This is a genomic window from Corynebacterium sp. AOP36-E1-14 (assembly GCF_052377495.1).
Lineage (GTDB): Bacteria > Actinomycetota > Actinomycetes > Mycobacteriales > Mycobacteriaceae > Corynebacterium.
The window spans coordinates 38,552-59,039 of sequence record NZ_JBQSWV010000005.1 but is presented as its reverse complement, the minus strand read 5'-3'; the positions used below and the strand labels follow the sequence as shown (position 1 = coordinate 59,039).

The following is a 20,488-nucleotide window of genomic DNA, read 5'->3' as shown; positions in this document are numbered from 1 at the left end:
GCGACAGCCCCGCGGGGCCAACCGCCACGACGACGGGGTGCCCCGCACGTCCCCCACCTGTGCGGACGCTGAATTACAGGCGTGTCAGACCTGCGCCACCGGGTCGCCGGGCTGGTTCCCGCTCTGCTCATCCGCGTCACGGTCGGCACCGTCGGCACTGTCGGCACGGTCCTGCCGGACGCCACGGTCGCCCTCCTCGCCGCCGTCGGGGTCGGACTCGGGGCGGATGTCGATCTTCCAGCCGGTTAGCCGGGCGGCCAGGCGGGCGTTCTGGCCCTCCTTGCCGATCGCCAGCGACAGCTGGTGGTCCGGCACGATCGCGCGGGCGACCTGCATGTCGTGGTCGGTGACGTCCACACGCACCACCTTCGACGGTGCCAGGGCGTTGCCCACGTACACGTCCGGCTTGTCGGAGTGGTCGACGATGTCGATCTTCTCCCCGCCGAGCGCCTCCATGATCGCGGTGACACGCTGGCCGCGCGGGCCGATGCAGGCACCCTTGGCGTTGAGGCCGTTGACCGTGGAGGTCACGGCGATCTTCGAGCGGTGGCCGGCCTCACGGGCGATCGCGGTGATGTCCACCGACCCGTCGGCGACCTCCGGGACCTCGAGGGCGAACAGGCCACGCACCAGCTCCGGGTGCGTGCGCGACAGCAGGATCTGCACCCCACGCTGCCCCTTGTTCACCGCGGTGACGAAGCACTTCACCCGGTCGCCGTGCTCCAGCTTCTCGCCGGGCATGTGCTCGGCGGCCAGGATCAGGCCGTCCTGCCCGTCGGCCTCGGTACCCAGGTGGACCACGGTGATGCCGCGGTCGTTGGCGCGGGCGTCACGGTTGACGACACCGGAGACCACCGTGCCCTCCAGATCCGCGTAGCGGGTGTACGTGGAGTCCGCCCGGGCGATGTTGATCTGACCACGGATCGCGTCGCGCACGGCCTTGGCCGCCGCCCGGCCGAAGTCCTCCGGGGTGTCGTCGAACTGCCCGGTGACGTTGCCGTCCTCGTCACGCTCCACACGCAGCACCGTGACGGTGCCGTCGGTCCGGTCGATCTCGACACGGGCCGGCCCGTCCACCTTGGTCAGCTCCCGGTAGGAGTCCAGCAGGGCCGCGGAGATCGCCCCCAGCAACGCGCTGCGGCGCACGTGCTCGATGTTCTCCAGGGCGGTCAGGGCACTCAGGTCAATTTTCACTTGTCGTCCTTCTGCGCGTGCAGCGCACGGTACTTCTCGGGATCAAGGCCCACCAGCTCACGTTGGTCCGCCGGGGGCTCGGAAAACTCAACTTCTACCAAAGCACCGGCCACCGAGGCCAATCCGCGGGGCTCGACGCGGGGGGCGGCCTTCTTGCCCTCGCCGTCCAGGACCAGCCACACGGTGTCGTCTTCCTGCTCCACCGCGGCGACGCGCGCGGCCTCGCCGCCCACTGACACCAGTCGTCCGACGTTGCGACGGAAGTGCCGCAGCTGCGTCAGCGGCGTGTCCAGCCCCGGGGTGGTCACCTCGAAGGTGTACCCCGGGCCGAAGCGCAGCGCGCCGGACGTCTCACGCGCGTCGAACTCCGCCGAGACCTCCCGACTGAGCTCCTCGAGCTGGTCGAGGTCCGGACGGTCGTCGGCGTCGACGGCGACACGCACCGCCGACTTCGCCCCCGCCCTGGTCACGGTGATCGATTCGAGGTCGAGGCCGAGCTGCGCGGCCAACGGGGAGATGACCTCGGCGAGGTCCTGTTCAGAAGGGAAAGCCATGCCGTGAAGACTATCACCGGTGCGGGATGGCACTATGGGACCGTGCACGCCAGCGATCCCACCCCGTCCCCCGCCCGACACCCCGGGCGCCTCGTCCGACCTGTCGTCGCCGTCGCCGCGACGTTGGCCATCGGGGCCACCGGTGGCGCGCTGACCGCCTGCTCCAGCGAACCGCCCCGCCCCGACCAGGGCCTGGAGTCGCTCGTGGCCCAGCTGGGCGAGTTGGAGGGCACCGACGCCGCCGGGGGGACGGCGATCTTCACCGAACAGGTCGACGCCCTCAACGACGAGATCGTGCGACTGTGCGGCACCGACCGTGACGGGCAGCCGCCCGAGGGCTGCGAGCCGACCGGGGGAAGCACCGGGGAGGCGACGGACGTCAACGACGTCCGTGAGTTGATGCTGCGGCTCATCGAACGCGAGGACGCCGACAGCGACACCGCCCCGGACGACGACGCCGAACGCGGCCGGGCCGTCCTGCTCACCGGGCTCTTCGCCGCACTGGCCACCCTCGACGACTCCACCGCCGGTGGCAGCGCCATCGACCAGGAGCTCCTCGACCTCGGCTTCGGCGGTATCGGTGAAGACGGCGAGGTCTCCGAGCAGACCGCGCAGGCGCTGGCCCCGGCCACCGAACTGGTCAACCAGGCGGTGTATCTCTCCGGCGTGGTACTGCCGGTCGCCGGGTCCAACCGCTCCACGGTCACCACCGTGGCCAGCCGGATGCGCACCGTGCGCGACGAGCTCACCGCTGCCTCCGGGGTCGCCGCCGACGTCGGCTACAGCACCCCGGACGACTTCACCCCGCCCACGGACTCGTCCTCGGCCGCGGGCACCCTGCTCGAGGCCGTCCACGCCGTCACGGTCGCCCTGCGCGATGCCGTGGACGAGGTCGACGACGCCGACCGTGCCCTGGTCGCCACCCTGTGCGCCATGTCCGCACGTGCGGAGGCCGCCCTGGAGGACGCCCTGGGCCAGGATCCGCTCGACGTCAGCGTGCGCGGCGAGTAGGCGGTCCCGGTAGCCGGCTCCGCACAGGCGGTCACAGACGCGGGAAGGGCCCGCCGGGTGTTCCGGCAGGCCCTTCGCTCGTTCTGCTTCTTCTTGTCGGGGATCCGTCGGGCCCTGGTGCGTAGCTTCAGGTGCTCCTGAAGCTGCTCCGGGTCCATCTTCCGGCTCCCCGCGAGGCGGGAAACGTGTGACGTATTCCTGTCCGAGACTCTCACCTCCTCACGACTCGTGGCGTGCTGTGTGCACCTTGAGCGTACAGGTCGCCCCAGGGCCGCGCGAGCGACCTGAGGGCTCAAGGTGGGAGGGCCCGGACGGGCGGGACGTCTAGCCGCGGCGCTCCAGGAAGAGGTCCACCGCGGTGGTGTAGGCGATGTTGTCCACGTCGCCGGTGAGCCGGTTGCGCAGTTCCACGGTGCCCTCGGCGAAACCGCGGCCGACCACGAACACCAGGGGCACGCCCAGCAGCTCGGCGTCCTTGAACTTCACGCCGGGGCTGACCTTCGGGCGGTCGTCGAACAGCACCTCCAGGCCGGCCTCGGCCAGCTTGGCGGTCAGGTTCTCGGCGGCCTCGCCGGCGGCGGCGTCCTTGTTGGCGATGACCACGTGCACGTCGTAGGGGGCGACCTCGCTGGGCCAGCGCAGACCCTTGTCGTCGTGCATCTGCTCGGCGAGCACCGCGATCAGCCGGGAGACGCCCAGGCCGTAGGAGCCCATCGTGGGCACCGAGCGCTTGCCGTTGACGTCCAGGATCTGCACGTCGAAGGCCTCGGTGTACTTGCGGCCGAGCTGGAAGATGTGGCCGATCTCGATGCCGCGCTCCAGGGTGAGCGTGCCCATGCCCTCCGGTGCCTCGTCGCCCTCGCGCACGTTGGCGGCCTCGACGTAGCCGTCCGGGGTGAAGTCGCGTCCGGCGACCATGTTGACCACGTGGTGGTTGGCCTTGTCCGCCCCGGTGATCCAGGACGTGCCGGTCACGATGCGCGGGTCGGCGAGCACGCGCACGTCGTTGTCCGCCAGGCCCCGCGGGCCGACGTAGCCCTTGGCCAGGAAGGGGTTGGCGGCGAAGTCCTTGTCGTCGGCGAGCTCCACCGTCGCCGGCTCCAGCGAGGCCTCCAGGCGCTTCATGTCGGCCTCGCGGTCACCGGGCAGCAGGACACCGGTGAGCTCCGGCTCGCCGCCGGGCTCGGTGACCTTGACCAGCAGGCACTTGAGCGTGTCGGTGAGCTGCACCTCCCGACCGTCGACCGTGATGCCCTCGGTGCGTGCCCACTGCACGAGCGAGTCCATCGTCGGGGCGTCCGGTGTCTCGTACACCGTGGCCTCGGGCAGCCCGTCCACCTCACGCTCCTGCGGGTGCGGGGTCACGACGGCCTCGACGTTGGCGGCGTAGTCGCCGTCGGTGGCGCGCACGAAGGTGTCCTCGCCGTTCGGGGAGATCGCCAGGAACTCCTCGGAGGCCGAGCCACCCATCGCGCCGGACGTGGCCGCACAGATCGCGTACTCCACGCCCAGCCGGTCGAAGACCGCCTGGTAGGCGCGACGGTGCGCCTGGTAGGCCTGCTCAAGGCCCTCATCATCCATGGTGAAGGAGTAGGAGTCCTTCATGATGAACTCACGGCCGCGCAGGATGCCGGCACGCGGACGCTCCTCGTCGCGGTACTTGTTCTGGATCTGGTACAGGGTGACCGGGAAGTCCTTGTAGGAGTTGTACTCCCCCTTCACCAACGAGGTGAACAGCTCCTCGTGGGTCGGGCCCAGCAGGTAGTCCTGCCCCTTGCGGTCCTTGAGACGGAACAGCGAGTTGCCGAACTCCTCCCAGCGTCCCGACGCCTCGTAGGCCTCACGCGGCAGCAGCGCCGGCAGGCTGATCTCCTGGGCGCCGATGGCGGCCATCTCCTCACGGACGACCTTCTCCACGTTGCGCAGCACCCGCAGGCCCAGCGGCAGCCAGGAGTACACGCCCGGAGCCGCCCGGCGGATATACCCGGCACGCACCAGAAGCTTGTGGCTGGGGACCTCTGCGTCCGCAGGGTCGTCGCGCAGGGTGCGCAGGAAAAGGGACGACATCCGGGTGATCATGACCGGTACTCTAGTTCAAAGCAGTATGTGTGTATCGCTAGGGTGTACCGCATGTTTATCCTGCTCCCCCCGTCCGAAACGAAGGCGTCCGGCGGCGACGGCCCGGCCCTGGATCTCGACTCCCTCTCATTTCCCTCACTGAACGAGATCCGGCGCCGCAACATCGCCGACCTCTCCGCCCTGGAACCGGACGCTGCGCTGGACGTTCTCGGTATTTCGGAGACCCTGCGCGGCGAGGCGGAGGCCAACACCCGGCTGCTGTCCGCCCCCACCGTCCCGGCCATCCGGCGCTACACCGGCGTGCTCTACGACGCCCTCGACGTGACCACCCTTTCGGTGCCCGCCAGGGCCCGCCTGGGGGTGGGGTCGGCGCTCTTCGGTGTGCTCTCCGCGGACGACCCGGTGCCGCACTACCGGCTCTCGTCCGGCACGAAGTTGCCGACCCGCGAGGGGCAGGACGCCCCGGCCACGCCGCCGACGATGAAGGCACGCTGGGGTTCGGCGGTGACCGAGGCGCTGCGGCAGGTGCCCGGCACGGTGGTGGACCTGCGCTCCGGCGGCTACCGCCAGCTCGGACGCCTGCCCGGTGCGGTGACGGTGCGGGTGGAGTCCGTGCGGGAGGACGGCTCACGCAAGGTCGTCAGCCACTTCAACAAGCACTACAAGGGCCTGCTGGCCCGCGAGCTGGCGTCGGCGGACGTGGATCTGACCACCCCGGGGGACGTGGAGGGTGTCGCCGAGATCGCCCGCAACGCCGGGCTGACCGTCGAGGTCAACCAGGCGAACAGCGCCGGGAAGGCTCCGGCCGACTCGCTGACGCTGGTGGTGTGACCGCTCGCGGCCGGAGAGTGGTAACACTTCCGTGCGGCGGATCAGCTGGACTGCGCCGCTTCGTCGATGCGCCGGGCCGCGGCCTCGCCGATGACGATGATCGCAGGCGAGCCGAGTCCCTGCTCCTCGATGGTCGAGCCCAGGGTGTCCAGGGTCGCGGTGGTGACGCGCTGCTGCGGGGTCGAGGCGTTCTCCACCACGACCGCCGGCGTTGACGCGTCGCGCCCGCGGGCCACCAGTTCCGCGGCGATCGCCCCGGCGTTGCGCACGGCCATGATCAGCACCAGCGTGCCGGTCAGCCCCGCGACCGCCGGCCAGTTCACCAGCGACTTCGGGTGCCCCGGCGGCACGTGGCCGGACACGACCGTGACGTCGTGGTTCAGGCCGCGGTGGGTCAGGGAGAGCCCGGCCGCCGCCGGCGCGGAGGTCACCGAGGTCACCCCGGGGATCACCCGCACGGGCACACCGGCGTCCACGCAGGCCTGCACCTCCTCGTGGCCACGCCCGAAGATGTAGGGGTCCCCGCCCTTGAGACGCACCACCCGGTGACCGGCCAGCGCGCGCTCGACCATGAGCTCGTTGATGCGGTCCTGGGAGACCTGGCGGGAGTACGGGATCTTGGCCACGTCGATGACCTCCGCACCGCGCTCGGCGGCTTCCTCTGCCAGCGTCACCGCGCCGAGGTGGTCGGCCAGGACGACGTCGGCCTCCTGCACCGCGCGTACACCGGCGACGGTGACCAGGTCGGCGTCCCCCGGGCCACCGCCGACGAGCGTGACTGTGCCTTCAGCGCCGGCACTCGCGACGGTGGTCTCCCCCGCCCGCCGGTCGTCCACCGGGACGCCGTGTGCGGCGGCCCAGGCGACGGCGTCGGACGCTGCGTCCTGCGCGGTGGCCGCGGGTACGCGCACCAGCGCGAAATGCGCGTCCCCCGGTACGTCCCCGGCACGTCCCACCGTGGGGACGGCCCCCTGGTCACGAAGCAGCTCGGCGGTGACGGCCGCGTCCGGGCCGTCCACCACGAGCACCGGCACACCGGTCAACACAAGACTCATGGTCGTGCAGTCTAGTCCCCTGCTAGTCGCCGAGCTTCAGGGTCTTCTGGCTGCGCTCCCACTGCTCGTTGAACAGCGCGGTGTCCTTGGAGATGCGTCCGCCGTAGGAGGGGATCATCTCCTTGAGCTTCGGGGCCCAGTCTGCCATGCGGTTGCCGAAGCAGCGCTCCAGCACCTCGATCATCGCCGAGGGGGCGATGGAGGCGCCCGGGGAGGCACCCATCAGGCCGGCGATCGAGCCGTCACCGGAGTTGATCAGCGCGGTGCCGAACTCCAGCGAACCGAACTTCGGCGCACCGATCGGCTTGATGACCTGGACGCGCTGACCGGCGGTGACCAGCTCCCAGTCCTTGCCGTCGACGTTGGGCATGTACTCGCGCAGCGACTCCACGCGGGCGGCCTGGTCCTTCAGCAGCTCCTCGACGAGGTACTTCGTGAGCCCCATCTCCTGGGCGGCGACACCCAGGTAGGACGGGATGTTGCCCGGGCGCAGGGACTTGAACAGGTCCAGCAGCGAACCGTTCTTCAGGAACTTCGGCGTCCAGCCGGCGTACGGGCCGAACAGCAGGCCCTTCTTGCCGTCGATGATGCGGGTGTCCAGGTGCGGCACCGACATCGGCGGGGCGCCCTTGGCGGCCTTGCCGTACACCTTCGCCGAGTGCTGCTCGATGAGCTCCTCGTTGGTGCAGCGCAGCCACTCGCCGGAGATCGGGAAACCGGCGTAGCCGCGGATCTCCGGAATGCCGGCCTTCTGCAGCAGCGGCAGGGCCATTCCGCCGGCGCCGACGAACACGAAGTTCGCGTGCACGGTGGACTTGTCGCCGTTGTGCAGGTTCTTCACGGCGATCTTCCAGCCGGAGCCCTCGCGGGTGATGTTGGTGACCTCGTTGCCGTAGCGCACCTCCACGCCCTCGGCCGTGACGGCGTCGAGGTACTGGCGGGTCAGGGCACCGTAGTTGATGTCCGTGCCGGCGTCCGTCCAGGAGATCGCGACCGGCTCGTGGAAGTCACGGCCGTCGGCCATCAGCGGAAGCTTCTCGGAGAAGACCTCCTCCGAGTCGGTGTAGTGCATGTTCGGGAACAGCGGGTGGTCCTTCAGGGCCTCGTAGCGGGCCTTGATGTAGTCCACCTGTGCCGCGCCGTGGCCGAAGGAGGTGTGCGGGGTCTTGTTGATCCACTCGCTGGGCTCGCCCAGGGTGCCGTTCTCCACGAGGTAGGACCAGAACTGGCGGGAGGCCTGGAACTTCTCGTTGATGCCCACGGCCTTGGAGATGTCGATCTTGCCGTTGACCTCGGGCGTGTAGTTGAGCTCGCACAGGGCCGAGTGGCCGGTGCCGGCGTTGTTCCACGGCGAGGAGGACTCTGCCCCGGGGACGTCCATGCGCTCGATGATCAGCTGGCTCCAGTCGGGCTGGAGCTGACGCAGCATCACGGACAGGGTGGTGGAGATGACACCGGCGCCGATGAGGGCGACGTCGACGTGATCATTCTGGGAAGGTGACACGTTAAGCTCAATCCTTTTCATCGCTGCTTGTTCGCCGCAACCCGGTGATCGTCCGGGCTGCCCCAAGGGCAGTCCCATAAACCACACGCGGCGTCCACAATGGTGCGATGATACGTCCCGGGTCGCTCGCCCGTACAACCCGCCCCCACCGCCGGCGCCGGGACCGGTCCTGCCCCCGCACGCCACGACGGGCCGCACCCGAGGGGCACTAGACTTGCCTTCCGTGAACGCCCTCAGCCACCAGAATCTCGCCAGCGTCCTGTCCCGGCCCCTCGGACAAAGCGTCCATGAACTGGCCTTCGAGCCCGATCTCCTGGGCGACGGGTACTCCCGCCACACCGTCGATTTCGGGATCGACCCGGACGAGGAGACCTCCGCCGGACGTGGGGGCGAACCAGGCACCGTGTGCGCCACCCTCGTCCGGTACCGCCCGCAGGACACACCGGAATGGGGGGAGCGTCCGGCGGTGCTGTTCGTCCACGGCATGACCGACTACTTCTTCCAGACCCACGTCGCCGAACACTTCCACGGACTCGGCTACGCCGTCTACGGCATCGACCTGCGCAAGTGCGGACGCTCCCACCGCGAGGGCCAGACCTGGCACCACGTGAGTTCACAGTCCCTCTACGACGAGGACCTCGCCGTGGCGCTCTCGATGCTCAGCGCCGGCCACGGCAGCACCACCCTGGTGGGCCACTCCACCGGCGGGCTGGACGTGACGATGTTCGTCGCCCGGCTGCACGCCGCCGCCCGTCTCGGCGACGAGGCCCGCGGCGTCCTGCACGACAGCGTGGACGCCGTCGTGCTCAACAGCCCGTGGCTGGACCTGCAGTTCGACGCCGCGACGAACTTCATCATCCGGCGGCTCTTCCCGCTGGTCTCCGGCATCTGGCCGACGTGGCACGTGCCCGGGGGCATCAACCCCAGCTACGGCTACAGCCTGCACGTCTCGCGCAACGGCGAATGGGACTACGACCTGGAGTACAAGCCGACCTCGCCGCGTCCCAAGCAGGTCAGCTGGCTGGTCGGGGTGAGCAAGGAGATCAACAAGCTGCACACCGGCGGGTTCTCCACCGGGGTGCCCACGCTGCTGCTGTGCTCCGACGCGCACGGCGCCGGCCGCATGGTGGCGGACACGTCCGGTGCGTCCGGTGCGTCCGGCGGGGCTGGCGGTTCGGGCGCGAAGGTGCCGGAGCCGAGCTCGTACGTGACCGACACCGTGCTGCGTCCGGCGCAGATGGTGGCCGCCGCACCGCTGGTCGACCCGTCCTGCGAGGTGCGCGTGGTGCCCGGGGCGATGCACGACATCTTCCTGTCCTCCCCCGCGGTACGAGCCGACGCCTTCGCCGCGGTGGACGCCTGGCTCCCCGGCGCCGCGGAGTAGCGGAACTGTGGAGTAGCGGAGTAGCGGAACTGTGAAATAGTCGCCCGCCCAGGAAGGGTTTCGGGCCGATCGCCTACCTGGAAGGGTGATCGCGCAACATCCGCCCACCATCCGCGCGACAAGCACGAGACAAGCAGGCGTCCCCGGGAGCGGTCACGCGCCGCTGCGTACCATCGGGGGAATGACTGAGACTCCAGAACACTTCGACCTGATCATCGTGGGCACCGGCTCGGGCAACTCCATCCCCGAGGAGCTCAACGACCGCCGGATCGCCATCGTGGAGAAGGGCATCTTCGGCGGGACCTGCATCAACGTCGGCTGCATCCCGACGAAGATGTACGTCTACGCCGCCGACGTCGCCCGCGAGCTGTCGGACGCCTCGCGCTATAACCTCTACCCCGTCGGCGGTGCCGCGGACGCCCCGGCACCGGTCGCCGGCTGGCGGGTCGACTGGGAGGCTCTGAAGGAGCGCGTCTTCGGTCGGCGTATCGACCCGATCTCCCGCGGCGGCGAGCAGTACCGCCGCGGCGAGGAGACGCCGAACATCACCCTGTTCAGCGACATTGCGTCCTTCACCGGCGAGCGCACCCTGCGCATCGGCGAGGGGCAGGACGCCCGGACGATCACCGGCGACCAGGTGATCCTGGCGACCGGCACGCGCACGTGGGTGCCGCCGGTGATCGAGGCGTCCGGCGTGCCCTACCGCACGAACATCGACGTGATGCGCATGGAGAACCTGCCGCGCACGATGGTGATCCTCGGCGGCGGCATCATCGCCGTGGAGTTCGCCCACGTCTTCTCCGCGCTGGGGGTGGACGTGACGGTCGTCAACCGCTCCGAGCGTCTGCTGCGCCGCTTCGACGAGACGGTGTCCTCGCGCTTCACCGAGGCGTCCGGCTCACAGTGGACGAACGTGCTGGGACGCACCGTCACCGACGCACGCGCCGACGGCGGCCTGGTCACCCTCACGCTGGACGACGGCCGCGAGATCGCCGCCGACGAGCTGCTCCTCGCCCAGGGCCGGGTGCCGAACGGCGACCTGCTCAATGCGTCGGCCGGCGGTGTGGAACTGGCCGAGGACGGACGGATCCTCGTCGACGACTACGGGCGCACGTCCGCCGCCGGGGTGTGGGCGCTGGGCGACGCCGCCAACGAGCTGCAGCTCAAGCACGTGGCGAACCAGGAGGCCCGCGCGGTGTTCCACAACGTCGCTGCACCTGCCGCCGATCCTGCCGGGCTCGAGGCGTTCAAGCACGACAACGTGCCCGGCGGCATCTTCTCCCACCCGCAGATCGGGTACGTGGGCATGAGCGAGGACGAGGCACGCGCCTGGGCGTCCGACAACGGCCGTACCGTCACGGTGAAGGTGCAGGAGTACTCCGACGTGGCCTACGGCTGGGCGATGGAGGACACCACCGGGTTCTGCAAGCTCATCGCCGACGCCGACTCGCACCGCCTGCTCGGCGCCCACATCATGGGCCCGCAGGCCGCCACGCTGATCCAGCTGCTGGTCACCGCCATCGAGTTCGACCTGGACCTGCAGGAGTTCGCCACGAAGCAGTACTGGCCGCACCCCTCGCTGAGCGAGCTGGTGGAGAACGCGGTGCTGGGTCTGGAGCTGCGGTAGGTTCGGCGGTAGGTTCGGCGGTAGGTTTGCAGCCGAAACCCTCGACTTCACAGGAGGCCCGACGATGCGGTGTGTGGTGACCGGAGCAGCGTCCGGGATAGGACGCGAGGTGGCGTTGCGCCTGGCGCGCGAGGGCCACGAGGTGGCCCTGGTCGACCGGGACGAGACAGGGTTGGACGCCACGGCGCGCGACGTCACCGGCATCCGCCCCGGCGCCCTGCTCGACGACCAGGTGCTCGATCTCACCGACATCGACGAGGTGCGCGCATGGGCGTCGCGGATCACCGGGGAGTTCGGCGCGCCGGACGAGGTGTTCCACGTCGCCGGCATCGCGATCTGGGGCGATCCGCGCACCCTGCCGCACGACAAGTGGGTCAAGGTCATCGACGTGAACCTGATGGGTACGGTGCACGTGGTCGAGGCGCTGGCCCCGGCGATGGCCGAGGCAGGGAAGATCGGTACCGGACGCCACGCGCGTCCGCGCCGGCTGTGCTGCGTGTCCTCCGCAGCCGGCTTCATCGGCCTGCCGTGGCACGCGGCCTACGCCGCGTCCAAGGGCGGGGTGCTGGGCATGTGCGAGGTACTTCGATTCGACCTGGCGCCACACGGGGTGAGCGTGCACGTGGCCGTACCGGGTGCGGTGGACACACCGCTGGTGCGCACCATCGACATCGACGGGGTTGACAAGTCCGCCAAGCGGGTGGCGAAGGTGACGAAGCTCTTCCAGGGGCATGCCGCGAGCCCCGCCGAGGCCGCGGACAGGATCGTGGACGGCACGCGCAAGGGCCGCTACATGGTCTACACCAGTGCCGACATCCGGGTGGGCCGGTGGGCGCAGGTGAACATGCCGTGGGCGTACCGGGCGGTGATGAGGCTGCTGAACCGGGGCTTCCGCTGGGCGTCGCAGGGGTCTTAGAGGGCAGGACGCGTGGCCGCCGCGCCTCCCCTACGCAGCGGGTAACCCCACAGGGTGGTGTGACCATCCTGTGGGGTTGCCCGTTGCGGTGGCGGCGCGAACCTAGTTCGAGGAACCGCCGGCGCTGCCGATGACGTCGGCGATGGAGCCGGAGACGTCCTGGTTGTGCTCGCCGCTGCCGATGGTGCCCTCGATGCCCGCGGCGGATCCGCCGACGGAGTCCAGGACCTGCTTGAAGCCCTGCCAGAGGCCGTGCAGGAGGGTGGAGATGCCGTCGCCGAGGGAGCTGACGATGCTGAGATCCATGAGAATCTACCTTTCGTGGTGTGTACAGTAAATGCCGTTTACGGTGTCTCGTCTCAAAGCATAACCAATCGTTACCGGACCGTGACATTAATGGGGGTAATGCCACCCCCTGAACTAGAGCCTCCCGGGGTCGAGGACGCCGTCCACCTTCTCCCCCACGTCCTCGCCGCCACCTTCCTGACCACCACTGTCCGAGCCACCACTCTCCCGGATCCACTCGCCTTCCCTGACCATCAGGTCGCGCAGTGCGGAGGAGTCCGAGGGGGCGTAGTCGTACTCGTCCCAGCGCTCCCTCACGGTGGCCTCGTCCACAACGCCGCTTCCGCCGCCGCCGGATCCGACGAGGCTCTCCGCCAGGATCGCGCGGGAACCCTCCGGGTCGTCGGCGATCGTGGCGGTGGCGTCACCGACGGCGTCGACCAGGCCGTCCACCTTCCCCGGCGCCTCGCGGAGCAGGGTGTCGGAGACCACCTGCAGCATGGTGCCGGTGTAGAGCTCCGGCGGCACCTCGATCTCCACGTAGTCGTCGCCGAGGGCCGTACGGGTCGGCTCGTAGAAGGTGTCGAACATCAGCCCGGCGTCGATGTCGCCATTCGCCAGGGAGGTGGCGAAGTCCGCCGGCCCGATGTTGACGATCTCGGCGTCGACGTCGTTCTCGGCGAGCAGTTCGTCGAGGATGAAGTTCATGTTGGTGCCCAGCGTGACCCCGACCTTCTTGCCGTCGAGCGAGCCGATGTCCTCGACACCGGAACTCCTGTTCCCGATGACCCGGTAGTTGTCGTAGCTGCTCAGCGCCGCGACCGCGGTCACGTCCTGGTCGCGCAGCGCGGCTGCCGCCAGCGGGAACTCGGTGAGGACGGCGGCGTCGACGCCCCCGCCGAGCAGTGCCTCGAGGGCGTCCCTGCCGCTGTCGAAGGGGGTCGTGGCGACGTCGAGCCCGTGGTCCTGCCAGTAGCCCTCCTCCCCCGCCACGGCGATCTGCGGGGCCGTCCAGCCCGCGGACCAGCCGAGCGAGACGTCGGCACCGTCCGGCGAGTCGTCCTGCGATCCACCCGAGCAGGCGGACGTCCCTGCGAGGGAGGCCACGGTGGCCAGGGTGGCCAGGGCCAGAAGCGCCCGGCGTGGCCGGTGCGGTGACGTGTTCAGCATGGTGTCCTCAGGTTCTCTCTGACCGAGTGGTCGATGGTGCGCAGGATCGTCCTGCGCAGGCTGGCGTGGTCGTCACCGGGGTTGGTGGCGTCACGCGGGCGGGGTGTGGTCACGACGTGGTCGGCCACGACGGTCCCCGGGGACGGGGACATCACGTGCACCGTGTCGCTGAGCAGCAACGCCTCGTCGACGTCGTGGGTGACGAACAGGACCGTGGTCCTGCGCTCGGCCCACACCGAGGTGAGCAGTTCCTGGGTGTGGCGGCGGGTCGTGGCGTCGAGGGCGCCGAAGGGTTCGTCCATCAGCAGCAGGGCTGGCTCCGCCGCGAGCGCCCGTGCCAGGGCGACACGCTGCTGCATGCCCCCGGAGAGCCGGGACGGGTAGCTGTCGGCGTGCCCGGCCATACGCACGCTGTCCAGGTACTCCTCGGCGACGGCCCGACGGTGTAGACGCCCCGGCACCAGCGGCCGCAACGCGACCTCGACGTTGGCCCGGGCGCTCAGCCAGGGGAACAGGGCGTACTGCTGGAAGACCACCCCGATGTCCGCCCCGGCACTGCGCACCACCCGTCCGTCGAGCGTGACCTGCCCGGCGTCCGGTGCGGTGAAACCGGCGGCGATGTTCAGCAACGTGGACTTGCCGCACCCGCTGGGCCCCACGAGGCTGTGGAAGGACCCCGGCGCCAGCGACAGTGTCGTCTCCGCGAGTCCGGAGGTCGCGGTGAACTGCTTCGAGACTCCGGTGATCTCCACGGCTCCCGGGGCGTTCATGAGCGCTCCCACCGCAGCAGCTGTCGTCCGGTCGTGCTGATCAGCAGGTCCACCGCGGCGCCGAGCACGCCGAGGGTGACCAGTCCCACGAACATGGCGTCGGTGGCGAGGTACTGGCGGGACTCCTGGAGCTGGAAGCCGATCCCGGAGGACGCACCGGTCAGTTCCGCGGCGATCAGGCTGATGAATGCCACCGAGGCTCCGAGTCGCAGTCCCGTGACGATCGACGGGGAGGCCGCGGGCAGCACGACCACCAGGAACTGCCGTACCCGTCCGACCCCCAGGGAGGTCGCGGCACGAAGGTAGGTCTGCGGGACCGCGAGCGCGCCGGCATGGGTGTTCAGCCACACGGTCAGCCCCACGGCGTAGGCGATGACGGCGTACTTCGACTCCTCGCCGATGCCCAGCCACACGATCGCCACCGGTACCAGCGCGATGGCGGGCACCGGACGCAGCAGCACCAGAATCGGGCCGAGCAGCCTGCTGACCAGGGCGATCCTTCCGGTCGCGAGTCCGAGGACCACGCCCGCGCCGGCGCCCAGCGCGAATCCGACGACGACTCGGGTCAGTGACGGCACCACGTTGTCGGCGAGGTAGCCGTGGGAGTACAGCCCGCGTGCGGCCGCGGCGACGGTGGACGGGCCGGGGAACATCTGCGCGTCGTCGACGACGACGGCGGCGAGCTGCCAGGCCAGCAGAAACAGTGCCAGCGAACCGGCGAACCACGCCGCGGGGACGAGCCGGCTGATGTGTCGTGTACTCACCGGTCACCTCCCGGGACCACGGTCGTCGCGCCCTGCTCCAGGGTGAAGCGCACGGGGGCGGGCGGGCCGTCTGCCCGTCCTGCTCCCCGGATGAGCGCCAGGGCGTTGGACGCCACGGCGTCCAGGTCCTGCCGGACGCTGGTGAGCGGGAAGAACTCGTGTCCGGTCACCGGTCCGCCGTCGAAGGTGACGACGGAGACGCCACCGGGGACGTCGCGTCCTGCGTCCGTCAGCGCCCGCAGGACGGCCCCCGCCTGACCGTAGGTACCGACGACGAAGGCGTCCGCCACCGGCGCACCGGTGCCGGACGCCTGAAGGTGGTCGGTGACGGCCCGGTAGGCGTCCGCGGCCGTGAGGTCGGTGGGGATGCGCGGCGCCGCGGCGTCCTGCGCGCCGAGTGCCGTGCGGAACCCGTCGTAGCGACGCTGCACCGTGTCGCGTCGCACCCCTCCGGTCTCCTCGTCGGTGAACCCGCCCACGAAGACCGGGCGCGTGGCGCCGGTGGCGAGGACGTGCCTGGTCGCCAACGCGCCGGCGTGGGCATGGTCGGCGGAGACCACACCACCGCCGCTCACACCGGAACTGTCCAGGCCGCGGGTGTTGTTCACCCACACCACCGGGACCCGGGCCGCGGCACAGACCGCCTCGGTCGCCGCGGCGTCGCCCTCGCCCAGCACGATGATGCCGGAGACGCCCGCGTCGATCAGCCGGGACGCGGCGTCCGCCTCCTTCGCCGGGTCGAAGTCGGTGTTGGCGAACAGCACGAGGTGGTCGTGACGTCCTGCCACGCGTTCGACCGCGTCGGCCACGCGGGAGAAGAAGGGCATGGTCACGTGGGGCACGAGCAGTCCGAGCATGGCGGTGGCCGCGCCGGTGCGCAGTGCGCGGGCGGTGCGGTCGGGGCGGTAGTCGAGGTCGACGAGCGCGGCCTCGATACGGGCGCGCAGGGCGTCCGACACCGGGCGCGGGCTCCCGCTCACCACGTAGCTCACCGCCGTGGTGGACGCGCCCGCGTGGGCTGCGACGTCGGCCAGGGTCGCGCGGCGGCGCGTTCCCCGGGATGTGTTCGGCATGGTCGTTCTCCTTGCAGTCTGCCGGTGGGACGCCGCCCAATGTAGGGGCGGGCCGATGTGGTGTGAAACGTTTCACTCACCACGATCCAATCGGTTCACGCTGCTGCCCGCGCTGTGTAGCTTGCGGGCACATGACACATCACAGAACCACCGGAGTGACCGTCCACGACCCCGCCTACGCCGGCGACGGCTACGTGCTCTTCGCCGCCCCCGACGGCGTGACCCGCCTGATCGACGACCTGGGCACGGTCGTGCGCAGCTGGGACCACCCCGGCGTGCCTTCCCGCGTGATCGACCCCGCGCTGGTCGGCGGGGAGAAGGGCCGGATCGGCCTGCAGCTCACACACCTGGACCCCGCCACCGAGGACCACGGCGGCATCTACCCGAACCGCACCGTGGGCGAGGTCTCGTGGGACGGCGAGGTGCGCTGGGAATGGGGCACGCAGACTCCCGGCGGTGCCGCCCGGCAGAACCACGACTGGCAGGTGCTCGACAACGGCAACCGGCTCTACCTGGTCACCGTCCCCCGGGTCGTGGAGGCTCTCGGCCCCGACACCGTGGGCGACCAGGGGCTCGTCGAGGTCGACCCCGGGGGGAACACCGTGTGGCGCTGGCTGCTCGGCGACCACGTCGACGAACTCGAACTCGACGACCGTGGCCTGGCGGACCTGCGGGCGAGCGCCCGGCGACACCCGGACACCCCGTGGGGCTACGCCGAGCTGAACACCGCCAACGTCATCGGCCCCAACCACCTGCACGGCGGGGACCCCGCCTCCCCCTTCACCCCGGGCAACGTGATCATCAGCTCACGCAAGGCGAACGTGGTCGCCGTCGTCGACCGGGCCGGCGGCGGTGACCGGATCCTGTGGCGGCTCGGGCCCTACTTCGACAGCGCCCCCGGCGACCACCACGAGCGCATCCTGCACCGCAGCGTCCCCCGCCCGCTGGACCAGATCTCCGGGCAGCACAATCCCCACCTCATCGCCGAGGGACTCCCCGGGGCCGGCAACCTGCTCATCTTCGACAACCAGGGAGGCGCCGGGTACCCGCCGGCGGCGTTGGGCATCTACCCGGGCTCACGCGTGCTCGAGATCGACCCGCTGACCCGCCAGATCGTGTGGCAGTACACCGCCGAGGACTCCGGGCGCCAACCGTGGGAGTTCTTCAGCGCCTTCGTCAGCAACGCCCAACGCCTGCCCGACGGCACCACGTTGATCACCGAAGGCATGCACGGGCGGATCTTCCGCGTCACCCCGGACGGACGCATCGTGTGGGAGTACGTGTCCCCCTACTCCGGAACGGCCGCCCCCGGCAGCGACACCGAGAGCTTCCTCGTCTACCGCGCCCAGCACGTGCCCCCGGAGTGGGTGCCGGTGGGCTGAGCGGAGCGCAATGCCGGGGACACCTCGGTGAAATACGGTGTCAACACCCCGCCGATACCGTCGGTATACATGACGTTTACACCTGGTTCCCCCTCCCCCGCCACCACCGCCGACCGCCTGTCCCGCACCTTCGGGCGCCGCCGTTTCCTGCAGATCGCCTCGGCCCTCGGCGCCGTGGGCGCCACCGGCGCCGCGACCGGCCTGACCGCATGCGGGCAGGACGCACCGGGCGCCGCGGCGTCCCCCGGCACGGCATCCGGCACGGCGTCCGGCGGAGCGTCCGGCGAGATCCTGCAGCCGGGCACCGGCTCGCTGCAGGCCGACCACTACCTGCCCTCGGAGGTCGACAAGGTGCTGTGGGGCTACCTGCCGTCCACGGACAGTGAACCGGTGCTGCGCATGCGCTCGGGGCAGACCGTCACCGTGGACACCGTCAGCCACGAGGGGATCATGGAGGACCAGGGACGCGACCCGGACGCCTGGTTCGGTGAGCAGGGCGTGGACCGCGCCGAGGTCCTCGACGACGCGCGAGACATCGCCGCCAACTACGACCGCACACCGCGCGACTTCGACAAGGACGGCCCCCACGTGGTCACCGGCCCCATCTTCGTCGAGGGCGCCGAACCCGGCGACGTCCTCAAGGTCGAGACCCTGGAGACGGCCCTGCGCGTGCCCTACGGTGTGGTGTCCAGCCGGCACGGCAAGGGCGCGTTGCGTCAGCTCCCCGACGGCGGTGCCCCGGACGGCATCAGCCTCGACGAGGTGATGCCGCCGGTCGGTGCCGACGGCACCGGTGGGAACGTCTCGGTGTTCACCCGCGCACACGACGGTCGCGGTGTCATGACCTCCGGGGAGCTCGAGCTGAGCTTCCCGCTGCGCCCGTTCATGGGGATGATGGGCGTGGCCACCACCGACGGTGGCGGCCCCACCGACGACAGCCGCAACTCCATCCCCCCGACGCTCGGCGGCGGCAACATCGACATCCGGCACCTCGCGGTGGGCTCGGCGCTCTACCTGCCGGTCTTCGCCGACGGCGCCCTGTTCTACACGGGTGACCCGCACCACGGCATGGGCGACGGCGAGGTCGCGTTGACCGCCATGGAGGGCTCGCTGCGCACCACGTTCCGGCTCACGGTGTGCAAGAAGGGCGACCACTCGACCCCCTCGGTCGCGTTCTCCTACCCCTTCGGCGAGACCGGGGACGCCTGGATCCCCATCGGCCTCTCCGACCCTGACGGTCTGGTCAACGGCTCCGACCGCGACCTGAACGTGGCGATGCGCCGGGCGGTGGTCAACGCCCTGGACTTCCTGGAGACCGACCTCGGCATCGAGCGGGCCGTGGCCTACGCCTACCTGTCCGCCGCCTCCGACTTCGCCCTGTCGCAGGTCGTGGACATCACCACCGGCGTGCACGGGCTGATCTACAAGGACGGGCTCCCCGCGTTGGGGTGAGCGGCGCCGCAGGTCAGGTGACCAGCTCCGGTGACCTCAGTCAGGACAGCTGGTAGCCCTCGGCGTCGCGGGCGTAGCGTCCGCTGCCGACGAGGATCAGGACGAACTCCACCATGGTCCAGACCCACAGCGCGAACATCATCGCGGAGCTGAGGAGGATGAGCAGCACACCCGCGCCGAGCAGGGTCTCGTCGTTGTCGTAGTACACGCTGCCGGTCATGGTCGTGTAGGTCTCGCTGCTGGCGACGATGAGGCCGTAGCCGCCGATCATGATCACCCACGAGACGAGCAGGATGACCAGCTGCGCGATGGCCCTGCCCTTGTTGCCGATGTAGAAGTTGTGGGCGCCGAAGCCGCCGAGGAAGAACGCGAACAGTGCCGCGGCGACCTTCGACTTCCGCGACACCGGCGGCGCGGCGTAGCCGGCCGGGTAGGACGCACCGGCCGGGTAGGCGCCGGGCTGGGTGGGTCCGCCCGGGTAGGGCTGGACGCCCGGGGCGCCCTGCGCCTGCTGGGCAGCCTGGGAATCGCCGCTGCCGGGGTAGCCCGGGTATCCCGGGACCGACTGCTCCTGGCCGTAGCTCTGGCTGTAGCCCTGAGCGTAGGACTGACCGTAACCCTGGCCGTAACCCTGCCCGTAGGCCTGGGTCTGCTGGTCGGCGGAGGCTTCGGGGGTTTCAGGGGTCTCCATGCCGGACCAGCGGCCCTTGGGCGCCTCGGGAGTCTCAGGGGTCTCAGGGGTCTCAGGCACCTGCGGCGCGTCGGAGTTGTCGGACGAGTCCGGGAAGGGGTTGTCCGAGGGCTTGGAGGAGTCGGTCACGGTGCTCTCCATCGTGGTGTTGACGACATAACGGGTTTAAGACTGTGGGAAGCATACCTTGTGTCCCCTCACCGAGGTTGACCGGCATTAATAATCTCGTGAACCAGCCCGGTCGACGTCGCGTAAGCTCCCGCCCACTCGCTCTCCCGCGGCCCGGCGACGTTGAGCACCAGGGCCCTCCCCGCAGCCGCCCGCAACCCGCGCAGCCAGGTGACTGCATCCTGCGCTCCCCCGGCGCCGACCACCAGACAGGGCCGGTCGTAACCGGCGGCGAGCCGCTCGGTGAGCGCGGTCCCCGGGGAGGACGCACCGGTGCCGGTGAGGATCAGCGTCACGTCACTGTCGCGGACGTTCCATTCCGTGCGCTGGGCGGGATCTGCCGAGAGGGTTTCCGACAGTTCCGGGTAGTCCACCAGCAGGCCTGGGGCGCTGGGACGGTCCTCCGCCCAACCGCCGGCCGGACACCAGCCGGTGGTCGCGACCCCGGCGGCCCTGGCCGCGTCGAGCGCTCCCCTGTCCACCCCGGACTGTCCGCCAGAACGGATGACGGAGAGGAATTCGTGGGGGCTGGGCAACCCCCGGCGCAAAAGCCCATTCATCTCGACCAGCCGGGTGAC

The 20,488-nt window shown here is 70.3% G+C and carries 19 protein-coding genes; 7 read left to right on the top strand and 12 right to left on the bottom strand.

Going from position 1 to position 20,488, the window contains the following annotated elements:
- Positions 1-84 precede the first annotated feature (84 nt).
- Both nusA and rimP read right to left on the bottom strand, forming a co-directional pair.
- Complete coding sequence (gene nusA / locus ACT3TD_RS03740; protein ID WP_301444237.1) at positions 85-1,194, bottom strand: transcription termination factor NusA; 1,110 nt, start codon at positions 1,192-1,194, stop codon at positions 85-87.
- Positions 1,191-1,748 carry a ribosome maturation factor RimP gene (gene rimP, locus ACT3TD_RS03735; RefSeq protein ID WP_301444236.1) on the bottom strand — a complete coding sequence of 186 codons (558 nt, stop codon included), beginning with the start codon at positions 1,746-1,748 and terminating at the stop codon, positions 1,191-1,193. The genes nusA and rimP overlap by 4 nt, the downstream gene beginning before the upstream one ends.
- A gap of 42 nt (positions 1,749-1,790) precedes the next feature.
- Here rimP and ACT3TD_RS03730 point away from each other — a divergent pair, with 42 nt between their 5' ends.
- Complete coding sequence (locus ACT3TD_RS03730) at positions 1,791-2,759, top strand: hypothetical protein (protein ID WP_441578730.1); 969 nt, start codon at positions 1,791-1,793, stop codon at positions 2,757-2,759.
- Positions 2,760-3,083: 324 nt separating this feature from the next.
- Here the strand turns inward: ACT3TD_RS03730 and ACT3TD_RS03725 are convergent, their stop codons facing one another.
- Entirely contained in the window at positions 3,084-4,838 is a 1,755-nt protein-coding gene (locus ACT3TD_RS03725) for a proline--tRNA ligase (protein ID WP_301443741.1), read from the bottom strand.
- 51 nt (positions 4,839-4,889) lie between these two features.
- On the opposite strand from ACT3TD_RS03725, the gene yaaA reads away from it, so the two are divergent.
- Positions 4,890-5,669, top strand: coding sequence for a peroxide stress protein YaaA (gene yaaA / locus ACT3TD_RS03720; protein ID WP_441578729.1), 780 nt, complete (start codon positions 4,890-4,892; stop codon positions 5,667-5,669).
- A gap of 41 nt (positions 5,670-5,710) precedes the next feature.
- On the opposite strand, the gene cobA is transcribed toward yaaA, so the two are convergent.
- Both cobA and mqo read right to left on the bottom strand, forming a co-directional pair.
- Entirely contained in the window at positions 5,711-6,724 is a 1,014-nt protein-coding gene (gene cobA / locus ACT3TD_RS03715; protein ID WP_441578728.1) for a uroporphyrinogen-III C-methyltransferase, read from the bottom strand.
- 22 nt (positions 6,725-6,746) lie between these two features.
- Positions 6,747-8,249 (bottom strand): malate dehydrogenase (quinone), encoded by a 1,503-nt coding sequence (gene mqo / locus ACT3TD_RS03710; protein ID WP_444614701.1) that lies wholly within the window; start codon positions 8,247-8,249, stop codon positions 6,747-6,749.
- Between the two features lie 202 nt (positions 8,250-8,451).
- On the opposite strand from mqo, the gene ACT3TD_RS03705 reads away from it, so the two are divergent.
- The 3 genes from ACT3TD_RS03705 (at position 8,452) to ACT3TD_RS03695 (ending at position 12,155) form a co-directional block, all read left to right on the top strand.
- The gene (locus ACT3TD_RS03705) at positions 8,452-9,612 is read left to right on the top strand and encodes an alpha/beta hydrolase (RefSeq protein WP_441578726.1); all 1,161 of its coding nucleotides are present in this window, start codon (positions 8,452-8,454) and stop codon (positions 9,610-9,612) included.
- Positions 9,613-9,793: 181 nt separating this feature from the next.
- Complete coding sequence (gene mtr, locus ACT3TD_RS03700) at positions 9,794-11,239, top strand: mycothione reductase (RefSeq protein ID WP_441582264.1); 1,446 nt, start codon at positions 9,794-9,796, stop codon at positions 11,237-11,239.
- 64 nt (positions 11,240-11,303) lie between these two features.
- A complete protein-coding gene (locus tag ACT3TD_RS03695) occupies positions 11,304-12,155 on the top strand; it encodes an SDR family oxidoreductase (RefSeq protein WP_441578724.1) in 852 nt (283 codons plus the stop codon).
- A gap of 102 nt (positions 12,156-12,257) precedes the next feature.
- Here the strand turns inward: ACT3TD_RS03695 and ACT3TD_RS03690 are convergent, their stop codons facing one another.
- From ACT3TD_RS03690 to ACT3TD_RS03670, 5 genes are all read right to left on the bottom strand, one after another.
- Entirely contained in the window at positions 12,258-12,461 is a 204-nt protein-coding gene (locus tag ACT3TD_RS03690) for a hypothetical protein (protein ID WP_301442902.1), read from the bottom strand.
- A gap of 114 nt (positions 12,462-12,575) precedes the next feature.
- On the bottom strand, positions 12,576-13,610 hold the full coding sequence (locus ACT3TD_RS03685) for an ABC transporter substrate-binding protein (RefSeq protein ID WP_444614700.1): 1,035 nt from the start codon (positions 13,608-13,610) through the stop codon (positions 12,576-12,578).
- Positions 13,604-14,380 (bottom strand): ABC transporter ATP-binding protein, encoded by a 777-nt coding sequence (locus ACT3TD_RS03680; protein ID WP_301442900.1) that lies wholly within the window; start codon positions 14,378-14,380, stop codon positions 13,604-13,606. Before ACT3TD_RS03680 ends, ACT3TD_RS03685 begins: the two co-directional genes overlap by 7 nt.
- Positions 14,377-15,144, bottom strand: a complete 768-nt coding sequence (locus ACT3TD_RS03675; protein ID WP_441578722.1) for an ABC transporter permease — start codon at positions 15,142-15,144, stop codon at positions 14,377-14,379. The genes ACT3TD_RS03680 and ACT3TD_RS03675 overlap by 4 nt, the downstream gene beginning before the upstream one ends.
- The gene (locus ACT3TD_RS03670) at positions 15,141-16,217 is read right to left on the bottom strand and encodes a LacI family DNA-binding transcriptional regulator (RefSeq protein WP_441582265.1); all 1,077 of its coding nucleotides are present in this window, start codon (positions 16,215-16,217) and stop codon (positions 15,141-15,143) included. The genes ACT3TD_RS03675 and ACT3TD_RS03670 overlap by 4 nt, the downstream gene beginning before the upstream one ends.
- A 131-nt stretch (positions 16,218-16,348) precedes the next feature.
- Here ACT3TD_RS03670 and ACT3TD_RS03665 point away from each other — a divergent pair, with 131 nt between their 5' ends.
- Together ACT3TD_RS03665 and ACT3TD_RS03660 are read left to right on the top strand one after the other, a co-directional pair.
- Positions 16,349-17,599, top strand: a complete 1,251-nt coding sequence (locus tag ACT3TD_RS03665; RefSeq protein ID WP_441578720.1) for an aryl-sulfate sulfotransferase — start codon at positions 16,349-16,351, stop codon at positions 17,597-17,599.
- 69 nt (positions 17,600-17,668) lie between these two features.
- The gene (locus tag ACT3TD_RS03660; protein WP_441578719.1) at positions 17,669-19,051 is read left to right on the top strand and encodes an acetamidase/formamidase family protein; all 1,383 of its coding nucleotides are present in this window, start codon (positions 17,669-17,671) and stop codon (positions 19,049-19,051) included.
- Positions 19,052-19,091: 40 nt separating this feature from the next.
- On the opposite strand, the gene ACT3TD_RS03655 is transcribed toward ACT3TD_RS03660, so the two are convergent.
- Positions 19,092-19,871 (bottom strand): TM2 domain-containing protein, encoded by a 780-nt coding sequence (locus ACT3TD_RS03655; protein ID WP_441578718.1) that lies wholly within the window; start codon positions 19,869-19,871, stop codon positions 19,092-19,094.
- A 68-nt stretch (positions 19,872-19,939) separates the two neighbouring features.
- Entirely contained in the window at positions 19,940-20,470 is a 531-nt protein-coding gene (locus tag ACT3TD_RS03650; protein ID WP_441578757.1) for a putative molybdenum carrier protein, read from the bottom strand.
- Between the last annotated feature and the right edge of the window lie 18 nt (positions 20,471-20,488).